This window comes from Rhodococcoides corynebacterioides NBRC 14404 (assembly GCF_001894765.1).
GTDB classification, from domain to species: Bacteria; Actinomycetota; Actinomycetes; order Mycobacteriales; family Mycobacteriaceae; genus Rhodococcoides; species Rhodococcoides corynebacterioides.
Genome location: NZ_BCWV01000003.1, coordinates 217,973 through 238,047 on the forward strand (window position 1 = coordinate 217,973; position 20,075 = coordinate 238,047).

Below are 20,075 nucleotides of genomic sequence, written 5' to 3' on the forward strand. Positions count from 1 at the left end.
GGCCGCTTACGCGACCGGGCCTCCGAAGATCTCGATGGGCTTGCTGTCGGCCGAGAGGGTCACGAGCGCGCGCTTGGTGGACTTGCGCGTGCCGTAGCCGAATCGGGTCCGCTTGCGCTTACCCTGCCGGTTGGCGGTGTTGACGCTGGTCACGGTCACGCCGAAGACCTTCTCGACGGCGATCTTGATCTGCGTCTTGTTCGAGTCGGGGTGCACGATGAACGTGTAGGTCCCCTGCTCGATCAGGCCGTAGGACTTCTCCGAGATGACCGGCGCCAGCAGGATGTCGCGGGGGTCCGCGATGGTGCTCACTTGTCGTCCTCCTGTGCTTCCGCAGCCGCCGAGCGAGCCGGACCTGCGATGAAGGTGTTCAGCGCCTCGACCGTGAAGATCACGTCGTCGCTCTCGAGGACGTCGTAGGTGTTCAGCTGGTCGGGGGCGATGGGGTGCACACCGTCGAGGTTCTGCACCGACTTCCAGGCAGCGAGGTCCGCACGGCCGATGACCAGCAGGACCTTCTTGCGATCGGTGAGCTCGGCGAGGAAGGAGCGCGCGCCCTTGGTGGACGGCACCTGCCCTGCGACCAGCTCGGTGATCACGTGGATGCGCTCGCTGCGCGCCCGGTCGGAGAGGGCTCCGCGCAGAGCGGCGGCCTTCATCTTCTTGGGGGTGCGCTGGCTGTAGTCACGCGGCTGCGGGCCGTGGACCGTGCCACCGCCGACGAACTGCGGTGCGCGGGTCGAGCCCTGGCGTGCGCGGCCGGTGCCCTTCTGGCGGTACGGCTTCTTGCCGCCGCCGCGGACCTCGCCACGCGTCTTCGTCGAATGCGTGCCCTGGCGTGCGGCCGCGAGCTGCGCGACGACGACCTGGTGCATCAACGCGATGTTCGCGGTGCGGTCGAAGATCTCGGCGGGGAGATCGACGGTGCCGTTGGTCTTGCCGCCGGCTTCCTTGACGTCGAGAGACAGCGTCGTGCCGCCCTTCTCGAGACTGGTCATGCTCGCGCACCACCCTTCACTGCGCTCTTGACGATCACGACGCCGCCCTTGCGGCCCGGGATCGCACCCTTGATCAGCAGCAGACCGTTCTCGGCGTCCACCTTGTGGACCGAGAGGTTCTGCGTCGTGACGCGGTCGCTACCCATCCGACCCGACATGCGCATGCCCTTGAACACGCGACCGGGGGTGGCGCAACCACCGATGGAACCGGGGCGACGGTGCACGGCCTGCGCGCCGTGGCTGGCGCCCTGGCCGGCGAAGCCGTGGCGCTTCATCGTGCCGGCGAAGCCCTTGCCCTTGCTGATGCCGGTGACGTCGACGTAGGCGCCGTCCTCGAACTCGGCAGCGGTGAGCTCCTGGCCGACCTCGAAAGCGGCGGCGTCGGCGACGCGCAGCTCGGCGAGGTGGCGGCGCGGCGTGACACCGGCCTTGGCGAACTGACCGGAGACCGGCTTGTTCACCTTGCGGGGATCGATGGCGCCGAAGGCGACCTGGACGGCGCTGTAGCCGTCGCGCTCCTCGGTGCGGATCGCGGTCACGACGTTCGGATCCGCCTTGACGACGGTGACCGGGACGACGCGGTTGTTCTCGTCGAAGACCTGGGTCATGCCGAGCTTGGTGCCCAGAATCCCCTTGGCCGGACGGTTCTTGTAGTCAGTCATGGTTGTCTCCGCGCTCACTGAATGTTGACGTCGACGCTGGCCGGCAGGTCGATGCGCATGAGTGCGTCGACGGTCTTCGGCGTCGGGTCGAGAATGTCGATGAGTCGCTTGTGAGTACGCATCTCGAAGTGCTCGCGAGAATCCTTGTACTTGTGCGGCGAACGAATGACGCAGTACACGTTCTTCTCGGTGGGCAACGGCACAGGTCCGACCACGCGGGCCCCGGTACGGGTCACCGTCTCGACGATCTTGCGCGCGGACGCGTCGATCGCTTCGTGGTCGTAGGCCTTGAGCCTGATGCGGATCTTCTGTCCCGCCACGCTTATGTCCTCTTCCTTGCCCGTAGGTGTCGACCGACTCGGGTGTCAACCAACTCGGTAGGTCTTCTCTCGGTTCGCCGGGAGCGAGTCCCGGTCGATCCGGCAGTGCGCGTCCAGCCCCCTGACGGGACGGACGACATCCGATGACGAATCACGTGGCGGAGCCGCTGACGGGCACGCGGGGCGTGGCCTGGACTTCCGTTGCCGCTGTTCATCTGTCATGGATCTCCGGTCCACGCGGTCGGGCGTGTCGCATTCCCGACCAGTCCTCTGCCCGGTCCGGTCTCCCGGATGGGCGAGTCACGTGCGAACCGGATGCGCCCATCGAGCCGGCGCGATCACTGCTTGGTTCACTGCCTCATCGAGGGTCTCTCCGCGCACGCACCAGGCGCACGACAGCGATCGCCTCGGTCAAGGCAACCCGACGAGTATGACCCACGGACGGGGTTCAGTTCAAATCGACCCCGTCACACTCGTGCGGAAGCGGCCGCCGCCGTCCGAGTAGGGTCCGCGGGCATGACCCCTGCGACCGGTACGTACGCCCTCTGGCGGCGTCTGCCGCGCCCCGTGCGCAGCCCGCTGTTCTCCGTCGGTATGTGCGCGCGGGTGCCGTTCTTCGCCACCGTGCTTCCCCGCGTACGGGAGCTCGAACCCGGGCGGTGTGTGGTGACGGCGCCGATGTGGTTCGGCGTGCACAACCATCTGCACACCTTCCACGCCATCGCGTCCTGCAACCTCGCCGAGGTGGCCATGGGCATGCTCGCGGAAGCGACCGTGCCCGGGACGCATCGATGGATCCCGAAGGGAATGACGGTGTCCTACCTCGCGGCGGGTCGGACCGGCATGACGGCGCGGGCCGAGTTGGACGAACTCCCCGACTTCGCCGCCATCACCGAGGGCACGGATCTGGTGATCCCGGTGTATCTGACGGATCGGTCGGGCGCGGAGGTGGTGCACGCGGACATCACGGTGTGGGTCACACCGAAGTAGAACAGCGTGGGTCACACCGAAGTAGAAACGGTGTGGGTTACACCGAAGTAGGGACGGTGTGGATCAGAGACCGAGTGACGCGGCGGTGAACGGCCAGGACTTGTGCAGGTCCTCCTGCCAGTAGGCCCAGGAGTGCGTGGCCGGTCCGCGGAAGTCGACGGTGGCGGGAATGCCCAGCTCTGCGAGGCGACCGGCGAACACCCGGGTGCAGTGATCGGTGATCGACTCGATGCCACCACCGACGATCACACGGTTCACCAGAGCCGCGACATCGCCACCGATGCGCGCGCTGGTCAGCGTGTCGTCGAACCCGGGCAACCCGCTGCCGGTGGACAGGTAGAGCGGGGTACCGCGGAGCTTGTCCGCATTGAGCAGCGCATCGTTGGCGATCCAGCCGGGCCCGCCGGTGGGCCCCCACATGTTCTCGGTGTCGCCGCCGCCGCGGGCCTCGACGACCAGCTTGACGAAGGCCGCTCCGAGATCGTCCGAGGTGTTCGCGCACCCACTGAACGAGGTGACGGAGGAATAGAACCCCGGGGCGTTCGCAGCCAGCATCAGCACCGCGCTCGCGGCCATCGAGATTCCGCCGACGGCCTGCCGCCCGTCGGTTCCCAGTGCCGCGTTCATCAACGGCGGGAGTTCCGAGGTGAGAAACGTCTCCCACTTGTTCCGTCCGAGCTCGGGATCGTCCGCGAGCCAATCCGTGTAATAGCTGAACGCACCGGCCCTGGGGATCACCACGTTGACGTTCTTGTCCGCGAAGAACGGCACGACGTCGGTCTGGTCCGGCCAGTTGCTGGACGGATCCTCCCCGCCGCTCGCGCCGTTCAACAGGTAGTAGGTGGGTCGCGGAACACTGGTGTCCGCCGGACGCAGCACCTGCAGGTCGACCGTGCGGTCCATGGCCGCCGAGCGGACCACGACGTCGTACCGCTGCCCCTCGACGTGATTCACCGACACCACGCTGCTCCCGTCGGTGCCGACGACCCCGGAGGTCGGTGCCGACGACACCGCTGCAGCGCCGGAAATCGGTTGCGCCGCCGCGGAACCCGCGCCCACCACGGTGGTCGAGGCAACCGCGGCAGCGACGGCGAGTACACCGAACGCCCGTCGCGTACGGGCGGAGACGGCGGAGTCGATGCGGACCTTCACGGCGGCGGTGTTCCCTTCGATGACGGGCGAGTGCCCGGTCGGCCGTCACGAGGCCGGCGCGGGGCACCCTCGGGCGTCACAGTAACCGGGTGGAGCGAGAACCGTGAATGCTCGAGACCACCCCGAGACCACATCGTCATCGGGCCGGGTTTCTCGGATCGACGACGAGGAGCGCGGTCACGGACATTCCGCGTGCCGTTTCTCGGATGGGCGTGACCGACAATGGCGGGCCGTCATCGCCGCGCCGTGCCGCGGCGTTACAGTCGACGGACCCGCCTCCCGACGATCGTCCGTTCCCGGTCGCGTCCGCGTCTCCCTGCATTTTTCTTCTGCCATACTCGAGGCCATGCCTACCGGAGTGGCCGTTCACGTCGACGGAATCACCAAGTCGTTCGGCGACGTCCACGCACTGCGGGGGGTGAGCTTCTCCGTCCCCGTCGGGTCGGTCCTCGGCGTCCTCGGTCCCAACGGCGCCGGCAAGACGACCACGGTGAACGTGCTGTCCACGCTGCTGCGACCCGATGGCGGCCACGCGTCGGTGTCCGGGTTCGACGTCGTGAAGAACGCCCAGGACGTCCGCAAACGCATCATGCTGACCGGCCAGTACGCCGCGCTCGACCAGGGCCTGACCGGTGCCGAGAACCTCGAACTGTTCGGCCGGTTGATGGGGCTGTCGAAGAAGGCGGCCCGCGCTCGCGGAACCGAGTTGCTCGAGCAGTTCGACCTGGTCGCCGCCGCCGACCGCAAGGTGTCGGGGTACTCCGGCGGCATGCGTCGTCGTATCGACATCGCCTGCGGGCTGGTCACGCGGCCCGACGTGGTGTTCCTCGACGAGCCCACCACCGGCCTCGATCCCCGCAGTCGCCAGTCCGTCTGGTCGTTGGTGGAGAACCTCAAGAACGAGGGCATCACGATCCTTCTCACCACCCAGTACCTCGAGGAGGCGGACCTCCTCAGCGACAACATCGTCGTCATCGACAAGGGCACCGTGATCGCCGAGGGCACGGCCGACCAGCTCAAGGCCCGCACCGGCGACAGCTACTGCGAGGTGGTTCCGCGTCAGCCGGCCGACCTCGGTCGGGTTCGCGAGATCCTCGCCGCCGTCGCCGGATCGGCCGCGGTGGTCGACGACTCGGAGCCCGATCGCATGTCGATCCCGGCCGCACACGGCCCGCGCACGCTCACCGAGGTGGTGCGCCGGCTCGACATGGCCGAGATCGACCTGGCCGACATCGCCCTGCGGCGTCCGTCGCTCGACGACGTCTTCCTCTCCCTCACCGGCCACTCCGAGCGGCGAGACGAGCCGGCGCGGTGACGGCGACCGTCGCGACGACACGGTCCAGCGGGCGCCATCGCGCCCCGGAACTGTCGTCGTTCCAGCAGTGGCGGGCCCTGACCGGCCGTGTCATCGCCAGTCAGCTGCGCACCCACGAACTCACCGTCGCGCTGCTCGCCCCGGCGATCTTCGCCATCGGCTTCTATCTGCCCCTGCGCTTCGTCATGCGTGTCCAGGGCATCGACTACGCCCAGTTCGTCATGCCGATCATCGTGCTGCAGGCCATGGCGTTCACCGCCATCTCGGCCGCCTCGCGCGGTGCGGCGGAGGAACTCAACGGCATCAACCCGCGCTTCAAGACCATGCCGATCGGGCCGGCGGTGCCCCTGCTCGCCCGCATCGGCGGCGCGACGTTCCGCTCCGCCCTGTCGCTGATCGCGGCGCTCTTCTACGGCTACCTGATCGGCTTCCGGTTCACCGGCGGCGTCGGTCCGGCCGTGCTGTTCGTGACCATCGCGATGTTGGTGGGCACCGCCTTCGCCATGGGCGGCGACGCCATCGGCGTGCTCTCCCGCAGCCCCGAGGCCACCAGTCAGGCGCTCACGCTGCCGCAGCTCATCCTCGGCATGCTGTCCACCGGGTTCGTCCCGGAGGAGGGCTTCCCGGAATGGATCCGTCCGTTCGCCCGCAATCAGCCGATCTCACAGTTCGCGCACGCCATGCGTGACCTCGCCGAGGGCACCGTGAACTCCGCCGCCCTGATCCCGGCCCTGCTGTGGTGCCTGGCCTTCGTGGTGATCTTCGCGCCGCTGTCGATCTGGGCGAACGTGAGGAGGCAGTGAGCATGAACCCCGAGACCGTGAACCGCGGGACCGTGAATCCCGGCACCGTGAACCCCGACGCCGTCACCGAGAAGATGCCCGCGCTGCGCACCCCGTCCGGCGGGTCCCCGGTGATCGGTCGACCTCGCGCCGACTTCCCCACGCCCGAGCGACCGGCCACCGAGCGTGGCCCCCGTGCGTACGTCGTGCACAGCCTGCTGCAGGCCAAGCGACTGCTGACCAAGTGGTTCCGTGACCCCCTGACCATGATCCAGACGGTGATCTATCCGTCGGTGACCCTGCTGATGTTCTCGGTCGTCCTCGGTCGCTCGATCACCGGCGCCACCGGCGAGAACGCCGTCTACGGCCAGGTGCCCATGATCGCGCTGGTCGGGTCGGTCTTCGGCGCACTCGCCAGTGGCGTCTCGCTCAAACGGGAGGCGCAGACCGGTCTGCTGACCCGCTTCTACGTCATGCCCACCCATCGCGCGTCGGGCCTGACCGGGCGACTGCTCGCCGAGGCCGTGCGCATGGTGCTCACCACCCTGTTCATCGTTCTGGTGGGCTTCGCCATCGGGTTCCGGTTCGATCAGGGCGTCCTGCCCGCGATCGCGTTCTTCGGTCTGCCGCTGCTCCTCGGCACCGGGTTCGCCACGTTCGTCACCGCCCTGGCGGTCATGGCGCCAAAGCTCCCCCTGGTGGAGTTGCTGTCGCTGGTCTGCACGCTGCTCATGTTCTTCAACTCGGGATTCGTCCCCACCCGCGCCTACCCGCCCTGGCTGCAGGGCTTCGTCGCCAATCAGCCGATGAGCACCGCGATCGAATCGATGCGCGGACTGTCGGCCGGCGGTCCGGTGCAGGGCCCGCTGACCCAGACGGCGATCTGGGCCGTCGCGCTCACCGTGGTGTTCGCCGTCCCCGCGGTGCGCGGGTACCGCAAGGCGGCCATGGGCCGCGACTGAGGTTCGTGGCGGATCACACCCATCTGTCGTGACTCGACGAAACGAATTGATCGTGTCGAGCGATTGTCGGGGTAGCGACAGGTGAAAGTGGGTGATGCACCGTGACCGATCGACGCACAGTGCCCGGAACCGGACACGGCACGACAACGGGCGACGCCGTGGATCCGCAGGATCGGCTGGCCGCCCTGCGCGCCGACCTGGATCGTATCGACACCCGGGTGCGTGACGCCCTGCGCGACCGTCTGCGCGTGTGCGAGGAAGTGGGTCGACTCAAGCGCGACCACGACATCCCCGTGATGCAACCCGCCCGCGTCGACCAGGTCACCCGCGGTGCCCGTGCGTACGCCGAGCGCCACGACATCGACCCCGACTACCTCGACGCCGTCTATCGGTCGATCATCGCCGAGACCTGCCGGGTGGAGGACCGCCTCGTCGCCGCGGACGGCCGGACCGGTACCGACGACCGGACCCCGTCGTGACGCGCGTTCTCCTGGTCGACAACATCGACTCGTTCACCTACAACCTGGCCGAGCTGCTGGCGGCCGTGACCGGTGACCGTCCGGTGGTCGTCCGCAACGACGTCGCGTTCGACGCACTCGACCTCGACTCGTACGACGCCGTCGTCCTCTCCCCCGGACCGGGGAATCCGCAGAATCCTGCCGACTTCGGCGTGTGCGCGCGCATCCTCGACGAGACGACGATCCCCGTGCTGGGCGTCTGCCTCGGTCACCAGGGCATTGCCGCGGCGCACGGCGCCCGTGTGGTGCGCGCGGCCGAACCGATGCACGGGCGTCTGTCCCGCATCCGGCACACCGACACCGGCCTGTTCGCCGGACTCGACCAGCCGCTGTCCGTGGTGCGCTACCACTCCCTGGTGGTCGAGAACCTGCCGGACGAGCTGACGGTCACGGCGTGGACGGACGACGGTGTTCCGATGGCGATCGAGCACACCACCCTCCCCCGGTGGGGCGTGCAGTTCCACCCGGAGTCGATCGAATCCGCCGGCGGACACCGCCTGATCGCCAACTTCCTCGATCTCGCGCGCGCCGCCCGGCCCCGGTCGGCGGAACGTCCGCTCGAGACCGGGGTCCCGACCGACGACGCCGTCGGCTCCACCGCGACCCGCTACGACGTCCTGGTGCGCGAGGTGGGTGTCGATGCGGACCCTCGGGCGGTGTACGACGCCGTCACCGGCGGCGACCACGGCCGCTTCTGGCTCGACGGCAGCGTCGAACCCGACGCGCGTGTCACGATTCTCGGCGACTGTCGCGGACCGCTGGCCGAGTACGTCACCTACGACGTCGACACGACGACCGTCACGGTCCGCTCGAGCGACGGTCGGACACGATCGCGACGCACGCCGTTCTTCGACTACCTCGACGCGTCGCTGCGCGAACGCGCAGTCCCGCGGGACGGTGCCGGCGAGAACGGTGACGACAAGAACGGTGACCTGCCGTTCGACTTCCGTCTCGGCTACGTCGGGTACCTCGGGTACGAGCTGAAGGCGGAGACGGGCGGGGACGCCGTGCACTCGTCCCCCGATCCGGACGCGGCCCTGATCTTCGCCGACCGGGCGGTCGTTCTCGATCACGACGGCCGTCGGGCCTACGTGCTGGCGTTGACCGACGGGTCCGACACCGTTCGGGCGATGTCGGAACGGTGGCTCGACGACACCGAAGCCACGCTGCGACGGCTGCCGTGCGCGGGTGGCGGCGCGGAGCCGATGCCGATCGCCACGCACCCGACCGACGCCGGACTCGATCTCCGCCACGATCACGCGTCGTACGTCGAGCTCGTGGCGGCCTGCCAGAGCGAGATCGCCGCCGGCGAGACCTACGAGGTCTGCCTGACCAACGTCGCGCGATCCCCCGTGACCGTCGACCCGGTCTCGACGTTCGACCACCTCCGCACCATCTCCCCGGTGCCGTACGGCGCGCTGCTCGAGTTCGACGGGCTCTCCGTGGTGAGCACGTCGCCGGAGCGGTTCCTGCGGATCGACCGCGCGGGTGTCGTCGAGTCGAAGCCGATCAAGGGCACCAGGCCTCGCGGGGCGACGGCGGGTGCGGACGCAGCCCTGCGCGAGGATCTGATCTCCTCGGAGAAGGATCGTGCCGAGAATCTCATGATCGTCGACCTCGTCCGCAACGACCTCGCGCGAGTCTGCGCGACGGGATCGGTGCACGTGCCGGTGCTGTTCGGCATCGAGAGCTACGCCTCGGTGCATCAGATGGTCTCGACCGTGCGCGGCACTCTCACCGACGCCACGGCGGTGGACTGCGTGCGCGCGATGTTCCCCGGAGGATCCATGACGGGGGCGCCCAAGGTGCGCACGATGCAGATCATCGATCGCCTCGAGGCCGGGCCGCGCGGGGTGTACTCGGGCAGCATCGGCTACCTGTCGCTCAACGGCACGGCGGACCTGTCCATCGTCATTCGCACCCTGGTGTCGACGGCGAACGGCGCCCGATTCGGTATCGGAGGAGCGATCACGGCGCTGTCCGATCCGGAGGAGGAATTCGAGGAGACCCTGGTCAAGGCGGCCACCATGGCCCGCGCCCTCGCCTTCGCACCGATTCACGCCGCGGTGCCGAGCCCCGCTCATCGTCCGGTGCTCCCGCGGCGGCGCCGGTCCGTGGTCGGTCGGCAGCACCGAACATGACCCCGACGGTCCTGGTGGTCGGGGGTGCCGGTGCGGTCGGCGCTCTCTACGCGGAGGCATTCGCCGCCGCCGGTTGCGGCGTGTCCGTCCTCGATCCGGCGACCGACGACGCGGGCAGCGACGTCCTGCACCCCGACGACGCGGCGGCCGACCTGCTCGGCGCCGCCGACGTCGTGATCCTCGCGGTTCCGGAGTCCGTGGCGCTGGCCACCGTGCCGGTGCTGGAGGCGCTCGCGCCGACCGCCACCGTCGTCGACACGCTCTCGGTCAAGACGGCGATGGCCGACTCCGTCGCCCGGTCCTCGCTCGCCGCCGCCGTCGGTCTGAATCCGATGTACGCGCCGTCACTCGGCATGGACGGGCGTCCCACCGCCGCCGTCGTCCACCGCGAGGGACCGGACGTCGAGTTCGTCCTGGGCGTCGTCGCCGCTCGCGGGCCGGTGGTCCGGATCTCGGCATCCGAGCACGACCGCGTGGTCGCGTCGACGCAGGCGCTGACCCACGCGACCGTCCTGGCGTTCGGAATCGCACTGAAGGATCTCGGGGTCGACCCCGCGGTCGCCGCGGCGTTGGGACCCCCGCCCTTCGCGACGGCCACCGCCCTGCTCGCCCGCGTGGCGACGGGCACCCCCGAGGTGTATGCCGATGTGCAACAGGGCAACCCGTTCGCCGCGTCCGCGAGGGCCGCGCTCGGACGCGCCGTGGCGACGGTCGACTCGTCCTGCGCCGACGTCGCCGAGTTCACCGCCCTGCTCGCCACCGCTCGGGCCGCACTCGGCCCCGAACTCGCGCCCGCGTCCGCGCGGTGCGCGGACCTCTTCGCCCGGCTGCGGTCCACCGACCGCCCCGAATCCGACCAGGAGGAGCTGCAGTGACCGCCACCTCGTTCGATGCGGAACCGTCCCTGGAGCCGCGCACCCCCGTCGAGAGCGCCGTCGTGGATCGCCTGCGCGGCAACTGGAGTCGTCGCGCCGCGGTCAAGAAGGCCGATCCCGACTGGACCGGTCTCTTCGACCCGGACAAGCACGACTACCCCGATGCGCTGGTGCCGTTCGGTCGTCATCCGATCTACCTCGCGCTCGACGAGCAGCAGCGGCACCGCATCCGGGCCGCGGCGTGGATCGCGTTCAACAAGAACGTGATGGACGTCGAGCAGCACGTCGTCAATCCCGGCTTCGCCCTGCTCGCCCGCGACGTGTTCGACACCGGCATGGGCGATTCCCTGGCCGTCGCGGTGACCCAGGCGATGGTGGACGAGCAGTACCACACCCTCATGCACCTGCAGGCCAGTGCGCTGACCCGGAGCGAACGCGGACTCGCCCTGGCGGATCGGGACCTCCCCGCGCCCACCACCGTTCGCCGGCTGCGGGCCGAGCTCGCCGCCGCGGAGTCCGAGCACGACGCCGCGCTGATCGGGCTCGCCTACACCACCGTCGCCGAGATCTCGATCACCTCGTACCTCGCGCTCATCGAGGACGGCCCCGACATCCAACCGGTCAACCGGGCGACGGTCGCACTGCACGAGCGCGACGAGCACTGTCACGCGTCGATCGCCGACGAGATGGCCGTGGTGGTGTATCGCCGTCTGTCCGAGCGGGATCGGGCGTTCTTCCAGGCGAGTCTGGATCGCGCGATGGAGGCGTTCTCCGCCAACGACATGACCACCTGGGAGCGCATCCTCGAGCTCGAGGACGTGCCGGAGCGCGACCGGATGCTGCGCGAGGTCGCCGCGGACGCCACGCGAGAGCCGTTGCTGCAGGACTACTCCGGCATCGAGAAGCTCCGCCGGAAGTTAGCGACCTGCTGACACACGGTGGTGGGTGACGGACACCGTCGCCTCCGTGGGCCCGTAGAGATTGTGCACCGTCGGACCGTTCGGCCCGGTGGTCGCGCGAACGGCGTCGACCAGCGCGGCGGGCAGGGCCTCGCCGATGCACAGGATGTCGCGCACCGATCCCATCGCGTCGGCGACGCCGGACGGATCGTGTGCGAGGAACGACGCGAGGGGCGACGGCACGAACGTCACCGTCGTGACCCGGTGGCGGCGCAGGGTGTCGGCCAGGATCGCCGGGTCGCGGTCGCAGTCCGGCGGCCCGACCACCAATGTCGCGCCGCCGATCATCGGCCACCACAGCTCCCAGACCGAGAGGTCGAACGTCACGCGGGTGCGCCACAGCATGACCGCCTCGGGGACCGACGGCACCGCGGAGTGCAACCACAGCAGCTGTGACGCGACGGCACCCTGCGGCACGACGACGCCCTTCGGCGCGCCGGTCGAGCCGGAGGTGAACAGGACGTAGGCCGGATGGCCGGGCGCGACGGACGCCCCGGCGCCGCACCGACGTTCGGCGGCCCGCACCCGGGCGCGTCGGTCCTCGGGCCACGACGGGTCGACCGGCAGATACGCCGCCCCGGCGGACACGATCGCCTGCACCTCGACCAGGAAGTCGACGCTGCGCTCGGCGCGGACCGCGACCACCGACTCGGGCCCCACTCCGTCCGCGATCAGCCGGTCCCGACGAGCCCGAACACGTTCCCCGAGTGCGGCGTACGTGAGTTCGGTGTCCCCGTCGACGACGGCCACCCGGTCCGCGTGCGCCCGGTACGACGCTGTCAGCAGGTCGGTGAGAGTGAGCGGCGGCGCCGCGGACGGGGCGCCGACGGCGAGCAGTGCTGCTTCCTCGGCCGGCTCCATCAGCGGGGCGTCGCCCACCGGCCGCGCGGGATCGGCGACCAGGGCGGCGAGCAGGATCGGGAGGGACCGCGCCCACGCGCGGGCCGTCGCCTCGTCGAACAGATCGGTCGCGTAGGTCAGGGCCGCCGCCATGCCGTCGGCCGCCCCCGCGTTCTCGGCACCGTCGGCCACGACGAGATGCAGGTCGTACTGCGACGTTTTGGGATCGACGTCGAGAGGGGCGATCTCGACGCCCTCCACGACCGCCGACGGGCGCGTGAGGTTCTGGTAGGAGAGCATGATCTGGAACACCGGATGGTGCGCCGTGGACCGCACCGGATCCAGCGCGTCGACCACCCGCTCGAAGGGCAGGTCCGCGTGCCCGAACGCGTCGAGGTCGGCGCTGCGCACGGCGCGCACCACGTCCTCGAACGACCGACGCCCGTCGACCCGGGTGCGCAGCACGACGGTACCGACGAACATGCCCACGACGTCGTCGAGCAGCGCGTCGCCGCGGCCCGCGACGGGTGTGCCGATCACGATGTCGTTCTCGCGTGACCAGCGCGCGAGGAACACCGCCAGCGCGGCGTGGACCACCATGAACGGGGTGGCGCCGGTCGCGGCGGCGACGCGCTGCACGCCGCCGGTCGTCTCCGCGTCGAAGACAACGGGCACCGTCGCCGCCCGCAGGGACGCCACCGGCGGACGCGGCCGGTCCGTGGGCAGGATCGGCGACTCCGGCGCGCCGGCCAGTGCGTCCCGCCAGAACCGCACGTGTGCGGCGGCCTCGCTTCCGGGGTCGGCGTCGTCACCCAGCCGCGCACGCTGCCACACGGCGACGTCCGCGTACTGCACCGGCAGCGGAGCGAAGGCGGGCGCGGTACCGGCGACCCGGGCGGCGTACGCCTGCAGCAGATCTCGCACCAGCGGCTGCATCGATTCCCCGTCGAGGGCGACGTGGTGTACGACGAGGGCGAACAGGTACTCGGTGCCGGTGGCAGTGTCGGCGGCGGCGGGGTCGGCGGAGTCGCGCGCACCGAGGCGCCACAACCGGACGGCGACCGGCGGCGCGGCAGTCACGTCGAACCGCGTTCCGACGAACGCCGCGACCGCCGACGTCGGATCGTCGGTCACCGGAACCGGCTCGAGAGCCACGGGTACCGATTCCGGGGGCAGCACCTCCTGGAAGGGCCCGTCGTCGGAATCGGGATAGCGGGTGCGCAATACCTCGTGCCGGGCGACGACGTCCCGCACGGCCGCCGCCAGCGCCGCGACGTCCACCGGGCCGCTCATGCGCGTCACCAGGGGCACGTTGTACGCCGTGGCCGGTCCCGTCGACGACGACCCGGTGGTGTCGAACCGGTTGGCGAACCACATGCGCGCCTGGGCGTAGGACAGGGGCGGACGGTCCGGGCGGGGCAGCGAGCCCGGCGCGAGAACCGCGCCGGCCCCGGCGTTCTCGACGGCCGAGCCGGACTCGGGATCGGTCGCCGGGTCGGTCAGATACGCCGCGAGCGCGGCGGCCGTCGGTCGGTCGAAGACGGCCCGCACAGGCACCCGTCGACCGAACTCGCGCCCCAACCGCGAGGCGACGCGGGTGGCACCCAGCGAGTCGCCGCCGTGTCGGAAGAAGTCGTCGTCCGCGCCGAGTTCGACCCCCGTGGTCACCGCGGCGAACGCGGCGAGGACCGCGCGTTCGGCGTCGCTGCTCGCCGCGCGACCCTGAATCGGTTGTGCCGGGGTCGAATCCGGCGCGGGCAGTGCGGCCGTGTCGATCTTGCCGTTCGGCGTCAGCGGCAGGCGGTCGAGCACCACCACGGCCGACGGCACCAGCGCGGCCGGAAGATCGGCGGCGAGCAGGGTGCGGAGATGGTCGGGGGTACGCTCGCCGCGCTGGACGACGTAGCTGACCAGCACCGTGTCCCCCGCCGGCGTCGTCCGGGGCACCGTCACCGCCGCGTCGACCCCGTGCCGCTGGACCAGGACGGCGTCGACCTCGCTCGGTTCGACCCGGATACCGCGCACCTTGACCTGGGTGTCCGCCCGTCCGACGTACCGCAGTACGGGGGCGGCGTCGTCCGTCGCCACCACGGCGCGCACCAGGTCACCCGTGCGGTAGAGCCGAGACCCGCTGCCGTCGAACGGGTTCGGGACGAAGCGCGTTGCGGTCAGCCCGGGCCGGCCGTGGTAGCCGCGGGCCAGACCACGGCCGAGGAGGTACAGCTCGCCGACCGACCCCAGCGGCACGGGCTGCAACCGCTCGTCGAGGATCGCCGCCCCCATTCCCGTGATCGCCCGACCCACCGTGACGGTGGCCCCCGGCCGCACCGGTTCCGAGAAGTGGCTCGCGACCGTCGCCTCCGTGGGGCCGTAGGCGTTGACCAGCCGCAGCCGCGGCGCCCACGCGTCGCGGACCCCGGGCGACAGCGGCTCCCCGCCCACCGACACCATCTCGAGCGTCGGCAGACGATCCGGGTCCAGCGTCGCCAGCAGACCCGGCGTGGTCGACAGGTGCGTGACCCGCTGCGCGGCCAGCAGATCCGTCATCTCGTCACCGCCGACGACGTCCGGCGGCACCACCACCAGGACGGCGCCGCCGAGCGCGAACAGCAGCATGTCCATGACGTACGGGTCGAAGCTGGGCGACGCCGTCTGCGCCGGCCGCGAGCCCACCCGGGTCGCGAACCGGATCCGGGTCTCCGCGGCCAGACCCGACAGCCCGGCGTGGGTCACGACCACACCCTTCGGTGTCCCGGTGGACCCCGACGTGTAGATGACGTACGCGGCGGAGTCGGGGCGGACGGTGCCGCGGCGCTCGGCGTCGGTGACCGGGGCCGGCTCCGCAGCCGACACCGGGTCCGACCCCGACCCGATGTCGAAGGCCGTCCAGTCCACGGCATCCGGCAGTCCCGCCCGTCGCTCCGCAGAGCAGAGACCGAGGCGCACCCCGGAATCGGCGACCATGAACGCCAGGCGCGCCGCGGGGTACGAGGCGTCGAGCGGCAGGTACGCGGCGCCGCTCGCCGCGACGGCCCAGACCGCGACCACCATCTCCACGGACCGCGGAAAGGACACGGCCACCACGGTTTCCGGGCCCGCGCCCTGCGCGATCAGCGTCCGGGCGAGGCGCGTCGCGCGGTCGGCGAGTTCGCGGTAGGTGAGGGTGACCGCCCCGTCGGTGACGGCCGGACGGTCGGCGTGGCGGGCGGCGGCGTCGATCAACAGGTCGGGCAGGACCCCGGTGCCGACGGCCATGGCCCCGCGCAGCGACGCGATCAGGCGGCGCCGCCCGTCCGGCCCGAGGACGTCGAGGTCGGCGACGGAGGTCTCCGGGCGCGCGATTCCCTCCTCGAGCACCCGCTGCACCACCGACAACGCCGACGCGACCGTCGGCGCGTCGAACACGGCCGCCGAGTACACCATCGACAGGGCGATCCCCGCCGGACGACCGGCCTCGTCCGTCGCGGCCTCCGCGGTCAGCAGCACGTCGTCCTTCGGCGCCAGGACGTCGGCGTCGACGACCGAGACGCGCAATCCTGGGAGCGCGACGTCGACGGCCGACGATGCGGCGCGGTAGGCGAACCCGACGCGGTAGAGCGGGGAGTCCGTCCGGCCGAGTCGCCCGGCGACCCAGTCGAACGGCACGTCGGCCGCGTCGTACGCGGCGAGCGTCGTGTCGCGTACCCGCCGAACGACGTCCGCGAAGGAGTCCGACGGATCGACGCGCACCCGCACGGCGACGGTGCCGACGAACATGCCGACCACCGTCGTCAGCGCCGGGTCCGTCCGTCCCGCCGTCGCCACGCCGACGGCGAGGTCCGAGACGCCGGCCCACCGGCCGATGCCGACGGCGTGCGCGGCGAGGAGCACCATGTGCTCGCTGACCCCGAATCGTCGTGCGAAGGCGTCGAGTTCGCGATGCCGGTCGGCGGGAAGTGCCGCACGCACCTCCCCGGCGACCGGGGCGCCGGGACGTTCGCTGGGCAGTCGGTCGACGGGCAGGGTCAGCGAGTCCGGCAACCCGTCCAGGGCCCGATCCCAGTGCTGCAGTTGGGCCGTCGCGTAGGGCGTCGGCGCGTCCGGGGTGCCGAGCAGAGCGCGCTGCCACCGCGCGTAGTCGGTGTAGGCGGCGGGACGGTCGGCCCAGACGGGCGCCGCGCCCCGCGAGCGGGCGGCGTACGCGGTGACCAGGTCCGTCACCAGGGGCGGCAGCGACTCACCGTCCACCACGAGGTGGTGCAGGCACACGACCAGAACGTGCTCGGTGGGCGAGACACGCAGCAGCGCAGTGCGATACGGCGGTTCGCGGGTGACGTCGACGGGCTCGGCCACCACCCGGGTGATCTCCTCCGTGACCGCGTCCGGGGACACCGCGCGGGGCCGGAGCAGCGGCGCGGCGCCGTCGACCACGTCGTCCACCTCGAGCACGTCGACGTACGGGCCGTCGTCGTCCTCGGGAAAGCGGGCGCGCAGACTCTCGTGACGCGCCGCCAGATCCGTCAGGGAGTCACCGAGCGCGGCGACGTCGAGCTCTCCGCTCAACCGCAGCACCAGCGGCACCGTGTACGCCGACGACGTCGGGTCGAGCCGCGCGAGAACCCACAACCGCACCTGCGCCGGAGCGAGCGGAAGCCGCTGCGGCCGCGGGGTTCCCACGATGTCGTCGAAACGCGGCAGAGCGGCGTCGGAGGCGTCGGAGTCTTCGGAGGCGTCGCGGTTCCGGGCGGCGTCCAGTCGATGCGCCAGCGTGCGCGGGGTGGGGGCGTCGAAGATGTCCGCCACCCGCAGGCGCCCGAGTCCGGCCGCGTTCAGCCGGGCCACCGCCTTCGTCGCCACCAGAGACGACCCGCCCAGGTCGAAGAAGCTGCTGTCGTAGCCGACCGTCGGGGTGCCGAGCAGGTCGGCGAACACCGACTGCACCAGGTCAACCGTCGTCGACCGTGCGTCCGGAACGTCGTCGGCCGTCGGCGAGAGGCCGACGTCGACCTCCGGGAGCCGCGCCTCGTCGACCCGCCCGTCCGGTCCGAGCGGCATCGAGGGCAGCACCACCGTGACATCGGGGCGGGCGTAGTCCGGTAGTCCGTCGCGGGCGGCGGCCCGCAGGGCGTCGTCGGGCTGCGTTCCGGCCGAGCGCAGGTATGCCACCAGCACCGGACCCGACGCGGGATCGTCGCGGAGGACGACGTGGGCGTCGGTCACCCCGTCCAGCTCCCGCACCCGGTTCGCCGTGTCGGCGACGGACACGCGGACGCCGCGGCGGAGCGCGCCACCGTCGCCGACGACGCTCACGGCGCCGGACCGGTCGACCGTCGCGCGCACGCCCGTGCGCAGCACGCGGTCACCGCCCGCCGCGGCGACGAGCCGCAGCGCCGTGAGCGACGCGGACGCTGTGGACGCCGCGGACGAGGCGACGGCGTCGCCGGGCACGTAGAGGTCCCCCACCACACCGGCCGGCACCCGCCGCAGCCGCCGGTCGAGCACCAGCGCCTCCGCGCTCGCGGCGCCGAACACGCCCGGGGCGGTCACGATCGGTCGCAGTCGGTCCGTCGCGGACGCGGGGCCGTCGGTGAGCACCACCGCGTCGCACGTGTCCAGGTCGGGACGCTGGTGGACCGTGGCGGCGACGGTGCGCACGCCGTCGCGGGCGATCTGCTCCGCCGCCGGCACGCTCCGGTCTGCCACCACCAGACCGAGGCCCAGCAGGAGCGCACCCCAGAACTCGAGCGGACCCCACACGCGGTCGGCCGCGTGCCACCACAGGACCGGGCCGTCGACGTCGCCCCACACCGACCGGCATCCCGCCACCAGCGCGGCGTCGTCGAACAGGAACGCGCCGTCGTCGTCGTCGGCCACGGCCAGCACGACGCGCGCCGCAGCCGTGTCCCCCGGCCGGACGAGATCCGCCGGGCCGCCCGCCACCAGACACGCTCCCGCCACCAGCGCGGCCACCGCGTCCACCGCGGCGTCGACGCCCTCCGCGGCCGGCGCGACGACGGGCTCCCGCGGGACCGTCGCCGCCCGGTCCGTCGCGCGCGTCCACAGGTCCGCGTAGGTCAACGCGACCGAACCGTCCCGCACGGCGAGGCGATCGGGATGGTGGCGGACCACCCGCCGCAGCGCCGCGACCACGGTGCCCTCGCGGGCCGCCGACGCGCGAACGACGTCCGGCAGGTCGGTCCCGTGCCGCGCGGCGTCGGCCGGTGCGGACGCGGTCACGGCCGCGACGATCGCGCCGTCGGGTGCGGCGGCGAAGGCGGGGACGGCCGCACGCAGGCCCGTCGCGGTCGCGGCGAGGGCGTCGAATCGCAGGCCGTCGGGTCGGTCGGAGAACACCGGGGCGTCGGGGAACAGGCGAGCCGTGCGGGCCACGACGGCCGTCAGGTCGCGTGGTGTCACCGGCGCACGCCCCTTCCTGCCGAGTCGCTCCCCGCTCGAGGACGTCCCCCACGGTCTCGACGTCCCCCACAGTAGTGCGGACCACACGCTCCGCCCGCCGAGTCGTCGTGAGCTCTCACCACGTTCACAGTCGGCAGCGGTAGTCTGTGAAGTCGCCGAGGGGCGATCGAGACCAGTCGGTCTCTCGTCCCACCCGATCCGCGAACCAGGAGCCGACGCACCGATGACGTCCACACCCACGCCCGACAACGGGTCGGGGAAGTCCCCCGTCGCAGTACTGGCGGCGGCCGTCGGGGCCATGATCGGAACCATCCGGCACGCGCGGTCGCAGCCCCGTCGTGTCGACGACATCCCCGGAGTCAACGATTTCCGACGGCGCTCCGTCCGTCGTCGTCCGGTGGTGCTGGTGCACGGCACGTGGTGCAGCGCCTACGACACGTGGCACACCATGGCGCCCGCCCTGGTCAAGCGCGGGTACCCGGTCTTCGCGCTGGACTACGGCCACCGCCGCGGCTACGACACCACCAATGTCTTCAACATGGTCGGCGGCGCCGACATCGCCGAATCGGCCCGCGAGCTCGCCGGATTCGTCGAGCGCGTCGTCGCGGTCACCGGGTCCGACACCGTCGACCTGGTCGGCCACTCCCAGGGCGGCACCGTCGCCCACCAGTACCTCAAGTTCAACGGTGGATCGAACGCCAACGACCCGTCGCGGAACCGGGTCCGCTCCCTGGTCACGCTCGGCGCCACCAACCACGGCACCACCTACGGCAACAAGCAGATCGTCGGTGCCGTCGCCGAGAAACTCGGCTTCCCCGTGGTCGGGACGACCGACGCGACGGTGGGCCCGTCGTACGCGCAGCAACTGTTCGGCTCGCCGTTCATCGCGGCCCTGAACGAGCACGGCGACACCGTCCCCGGCGTGCGCTACACCGTCCTGGCGACCAGGTTCGACACGGTGTCGACGCCCCCCAAGGCCACCTTCCTCGAGGCCGGGGAGGGCGCCGTCGTGACCAATCTCTGGTTGCAGGACGTCGCGCCCGGCTCCACGGCCGGGCACATGGAGTTGACCACCGACCGCGCGGCCGTCGAGGTGGTGCTGAACGCGCTCGACGATGCCGGGGACCGTGGACAGCTGCACTGACCGGGGGCTCCGACGGGGGGG

At 71.3% G+C, this 20,075-nt stretch carries 15 protein-coding genes; 9 read left to right on the plus strand and 6 right to left on the minus strand.

Annotated features, from left to right (window positions below; genetic code table 11):
* Positions 1-6: 6 nt before the first annotated feature.
* Genes rplW through rpsJ form a run of 4 tightly spaced genes read right to left on the minus strand, consistent with a single transcriptional unit; the run spans position 7 to position 1,980 of the window.
* Positions 7-312, minus strand: a complete 306-nt coding sequence (gene rplW / locus RC2_RS06445; protein WP_027504648.1) for a 50S ribosomal protein L23 — start codon at positions 310-312, stop codon at positions 7-9.
* The gene (gene rplD, locus RC2_RS06450; protein WP_068151951.1) at positions 309-998 is read right to left on the minus strand and encodes a 50S ribosomal protein L4; all 690 of its coding nucleotides are present in this window, start codon (positions 996-998) and stop codon (positions 309-311) included. The genes rplW and rplD overlap by 4 nt, the downstream gene beginning before the upstream one ends.
* A complete protein-coding gene (gene rplC / locus RC2_RS06455) occupies positions 995-1,660 on the minus strand; it encodes a 50S ribosomal protein L3 (RefSeq protein ID WP_068151944.1) in 666 nt (221 codons plus the stop codon). The genes rplD and rplC overlap by 4 nt, the downstream gene beginning before the upstream one ends.
* Positions 1,661-1,674: 14 nt before the next feature.
* Positions 1,675-1,980, minus strand: coding sequence for a 30S ribosomal protein S10 (gene rpsJ / locus RC2_RS06460; protein WP_003938093.1), 306 nt, complete (start codon positions 1,978-1,980; stop codon positions 1,675-1,677).
* A gap of 516 nt (positions 1,981-2,496) precedes the next feature.
* Between rpsJ and RC2_RS06465 the strand changes: the two genes are divergently transcribed.
* Positions 2,497-2,970 (plus strand): hotdog fold domain-containing protein, encoded by a 474-nt coding sequence (locus RC2_RS06465; protein WP_068151940.1) that lies wholly within the window; start codon positions 2,497-2,499, stop codon positions 2,968-2,970.
* Between the two features lie 63 nt (positions 2,971-3,033).
* On the opposite strand, the gene RC2_RS06470 is transcribed toward RC2_RS06465, so the two are convergent.
* A complete protein-coding gene (locus RC2_RS06470; RefSeq protein ID WP_371828710.1) occupies positions 3,034-4,122 on the minus strand; it encodes an alpha/beta hydrolase in 1,089 nt (362 codons plus the stop codon).
* 346 nt (positions 4,123-4,468) lie between these two features.
* On the opposite strand from RC2_RS06470, the gene RC2_RS06475 reads away from it, so the two are divergent.
* From RC2_RS06475 to RC2_RS06505, 7 genes are all read left to right on the plus strand, one after another.
* Entirely contained in the window at positions 4,469-5,437 is a 969-nt protein-coding gene (locus RC2_RS06475) for a daunorubicin/doxorubicin resistance ABC transporter ATP-binding protein DrrA (RefSeq protein WP_068151938.1), read from the plus strand.
* On the plus strand, positions 5,434-6,240 hold the full coding sequence (locus tag RC2_RS06480) for an ABC transporter permease (protein WP_068151937.1): 807 nt from the start codon (positions 5,434-5,436) through the stop codon (positions 6,238-6,240). The genes RC2_RS06475 and RC2_RS06480 overlap by 4 nt, the downstream gene beginning before the upstream one ends.
* Positions 6,241-6,314: 74 nt before the next feature.
* The gene (locus RC2_RS06485; RefSeq protein WP_068151968.1) at positions 6,315-7,181 is read left to right on the plus strand and encodes an ABC transporter permease; all 867 of its coding nucleotides are present in this window, start codon (positions 6,315-6,317) and stop codon (positions 7,179-7,181) included.
* A gap of 101 nt (positions 7,182-7,282) precedes the next feature.
* The gene (locus RC2_RS06490; RefSeq protein WP_245811003.1) at positions 7,283-7,660 is read left to right on the plus strand and encodes a chorismate mutase; all 378 of its coding nucleotides are present in this window, start codon (positions 7,283-7,285) and stop codon (positions 7,658-7,660) included.
* Positions 7,657-9,840 carry an aminodeoxychorismate synthase component I gene (gene pabB, locus RC2_RS06495; protein WP_068151921.1) on the plus strand — a complete coding sequence of 728 codons (2,184 nt, stop codon included), beginning with the start codon at positions 7,657-7,659 and terminating at the stop codon, positions 9,838-9,840. The genes RC2_RS06490 and pabB overlap by 4 nt, the downstream gene beginning before the upstream one ends.
* Positions 9,837-10,715, plus strand: coding sequence for a prephenate dehydrogenase dimerization domain-containing protein (locus RC2_RS06500; protein ID WP_068151916.1), 879 nt, complete (start codon positions 9,837-9,839; stop codon positions 10,713-10,715). Before pabB ends, RC2_RS06500 begins: the two co-directional genes overlap by 4 nt.
* The gene (locus tag RC2_RS06505; RefSeq protein WP_068151913.1) at positions 10,712-11,647 is read left to right on the plus strand and encodes an AurF N-oxygenase family protein; all 936 of its coding nucleotides are present in this window, start codon (positions 10,712-10,714) and stop codon (positions 11,645-11,647) included. Before RC2_RS06500 ends, RC2_RS06505 begins: the two co-directional genes overlap by 4 nt.
* Here RC2_RS06505 and RC2_RS06510 read toward each other — a convergent pair.
* The gene (locus RC2_RS06510) at positions 11,633-18,910 is read right to left on the minus strand and encodes a non-ribosomal peptide synthetase (RefSeq protein ID WP_072681199.1); all 7,278 of its coding nucleotides are present in this window, start codon (positions 18,908-18,910) and stop codon (positions 11,633-11,635) included. The genes RC2_RS06505 and RC2_RS06510 overlap by 15 nt on opposite strands.
* A 223-nt stretch (positions 18,911-19,133) precedes the next feature.
* On the opposite strand from RC2_RS06510, the gene RC2_RS06515 reads away from it, so the two are divergent.
* Complete coding sequence (locus RC2_RS06515) at positions 19,134-20,054, plus strand: esterase/lipase family protein (RefSeq protein WP_068151909.1); 921 nt, start codon at positions 19,134-19,136, stop codon at positions 20,052-20,054.
* The last annotated feature ends 21 nt before the right edge of the window (positions 20,055-20,075 follow it).

Coding starts and splice junctions, on each gene's coding strand:
- RC2_RS06500 (WP_068151916.1), top strand. CDS start 9,837: ATGACCCCGACGGTCCTGGTGGTCGGGGGTGCCGGTGCGGTCGGCGCT.
- RC2_RS06465 (WP_068151940.1), top strand. CDS start 2,497: ATGACCCCTGCGACCGGTACGTACGCCCTCTGGCGGCGTCTGCCGCGC.
- RC2_RS06485 (WP_068151968.1), top strand. CDS start 6,315: ATGCCCGCGCTGCGCACCCCGTCCGGCGGGTCCCCGGTGATCGGTCGA.
- RC2_RS06475 (WP_068151938.1), top strand. CDS start 4,469: ATGCCTACCGGAGTGGCCGTTCACGTCGACGGAATCACCAAGTCGTTC.
- rplD (WP_068151951.1), bottom strand. CDS start 998: ATGACCAGTCTCGAGAAGGGCGGCACGACGCTGTCTCTCGACGTCAAG.
- rplC (WP_068151944.1), bottom strand. CDS start 1,660: ATGACTGACTACAAGAACCGTCCGGCCAAGGGGATTCTGGGCACCAAG.
- RC2_RS06515 (WP_068151909.1), top strand. CDS start 19,134: ATGACGTCCACACCCACGCCCGACAACGGGTCGGGGAAGTCCCCCGTC.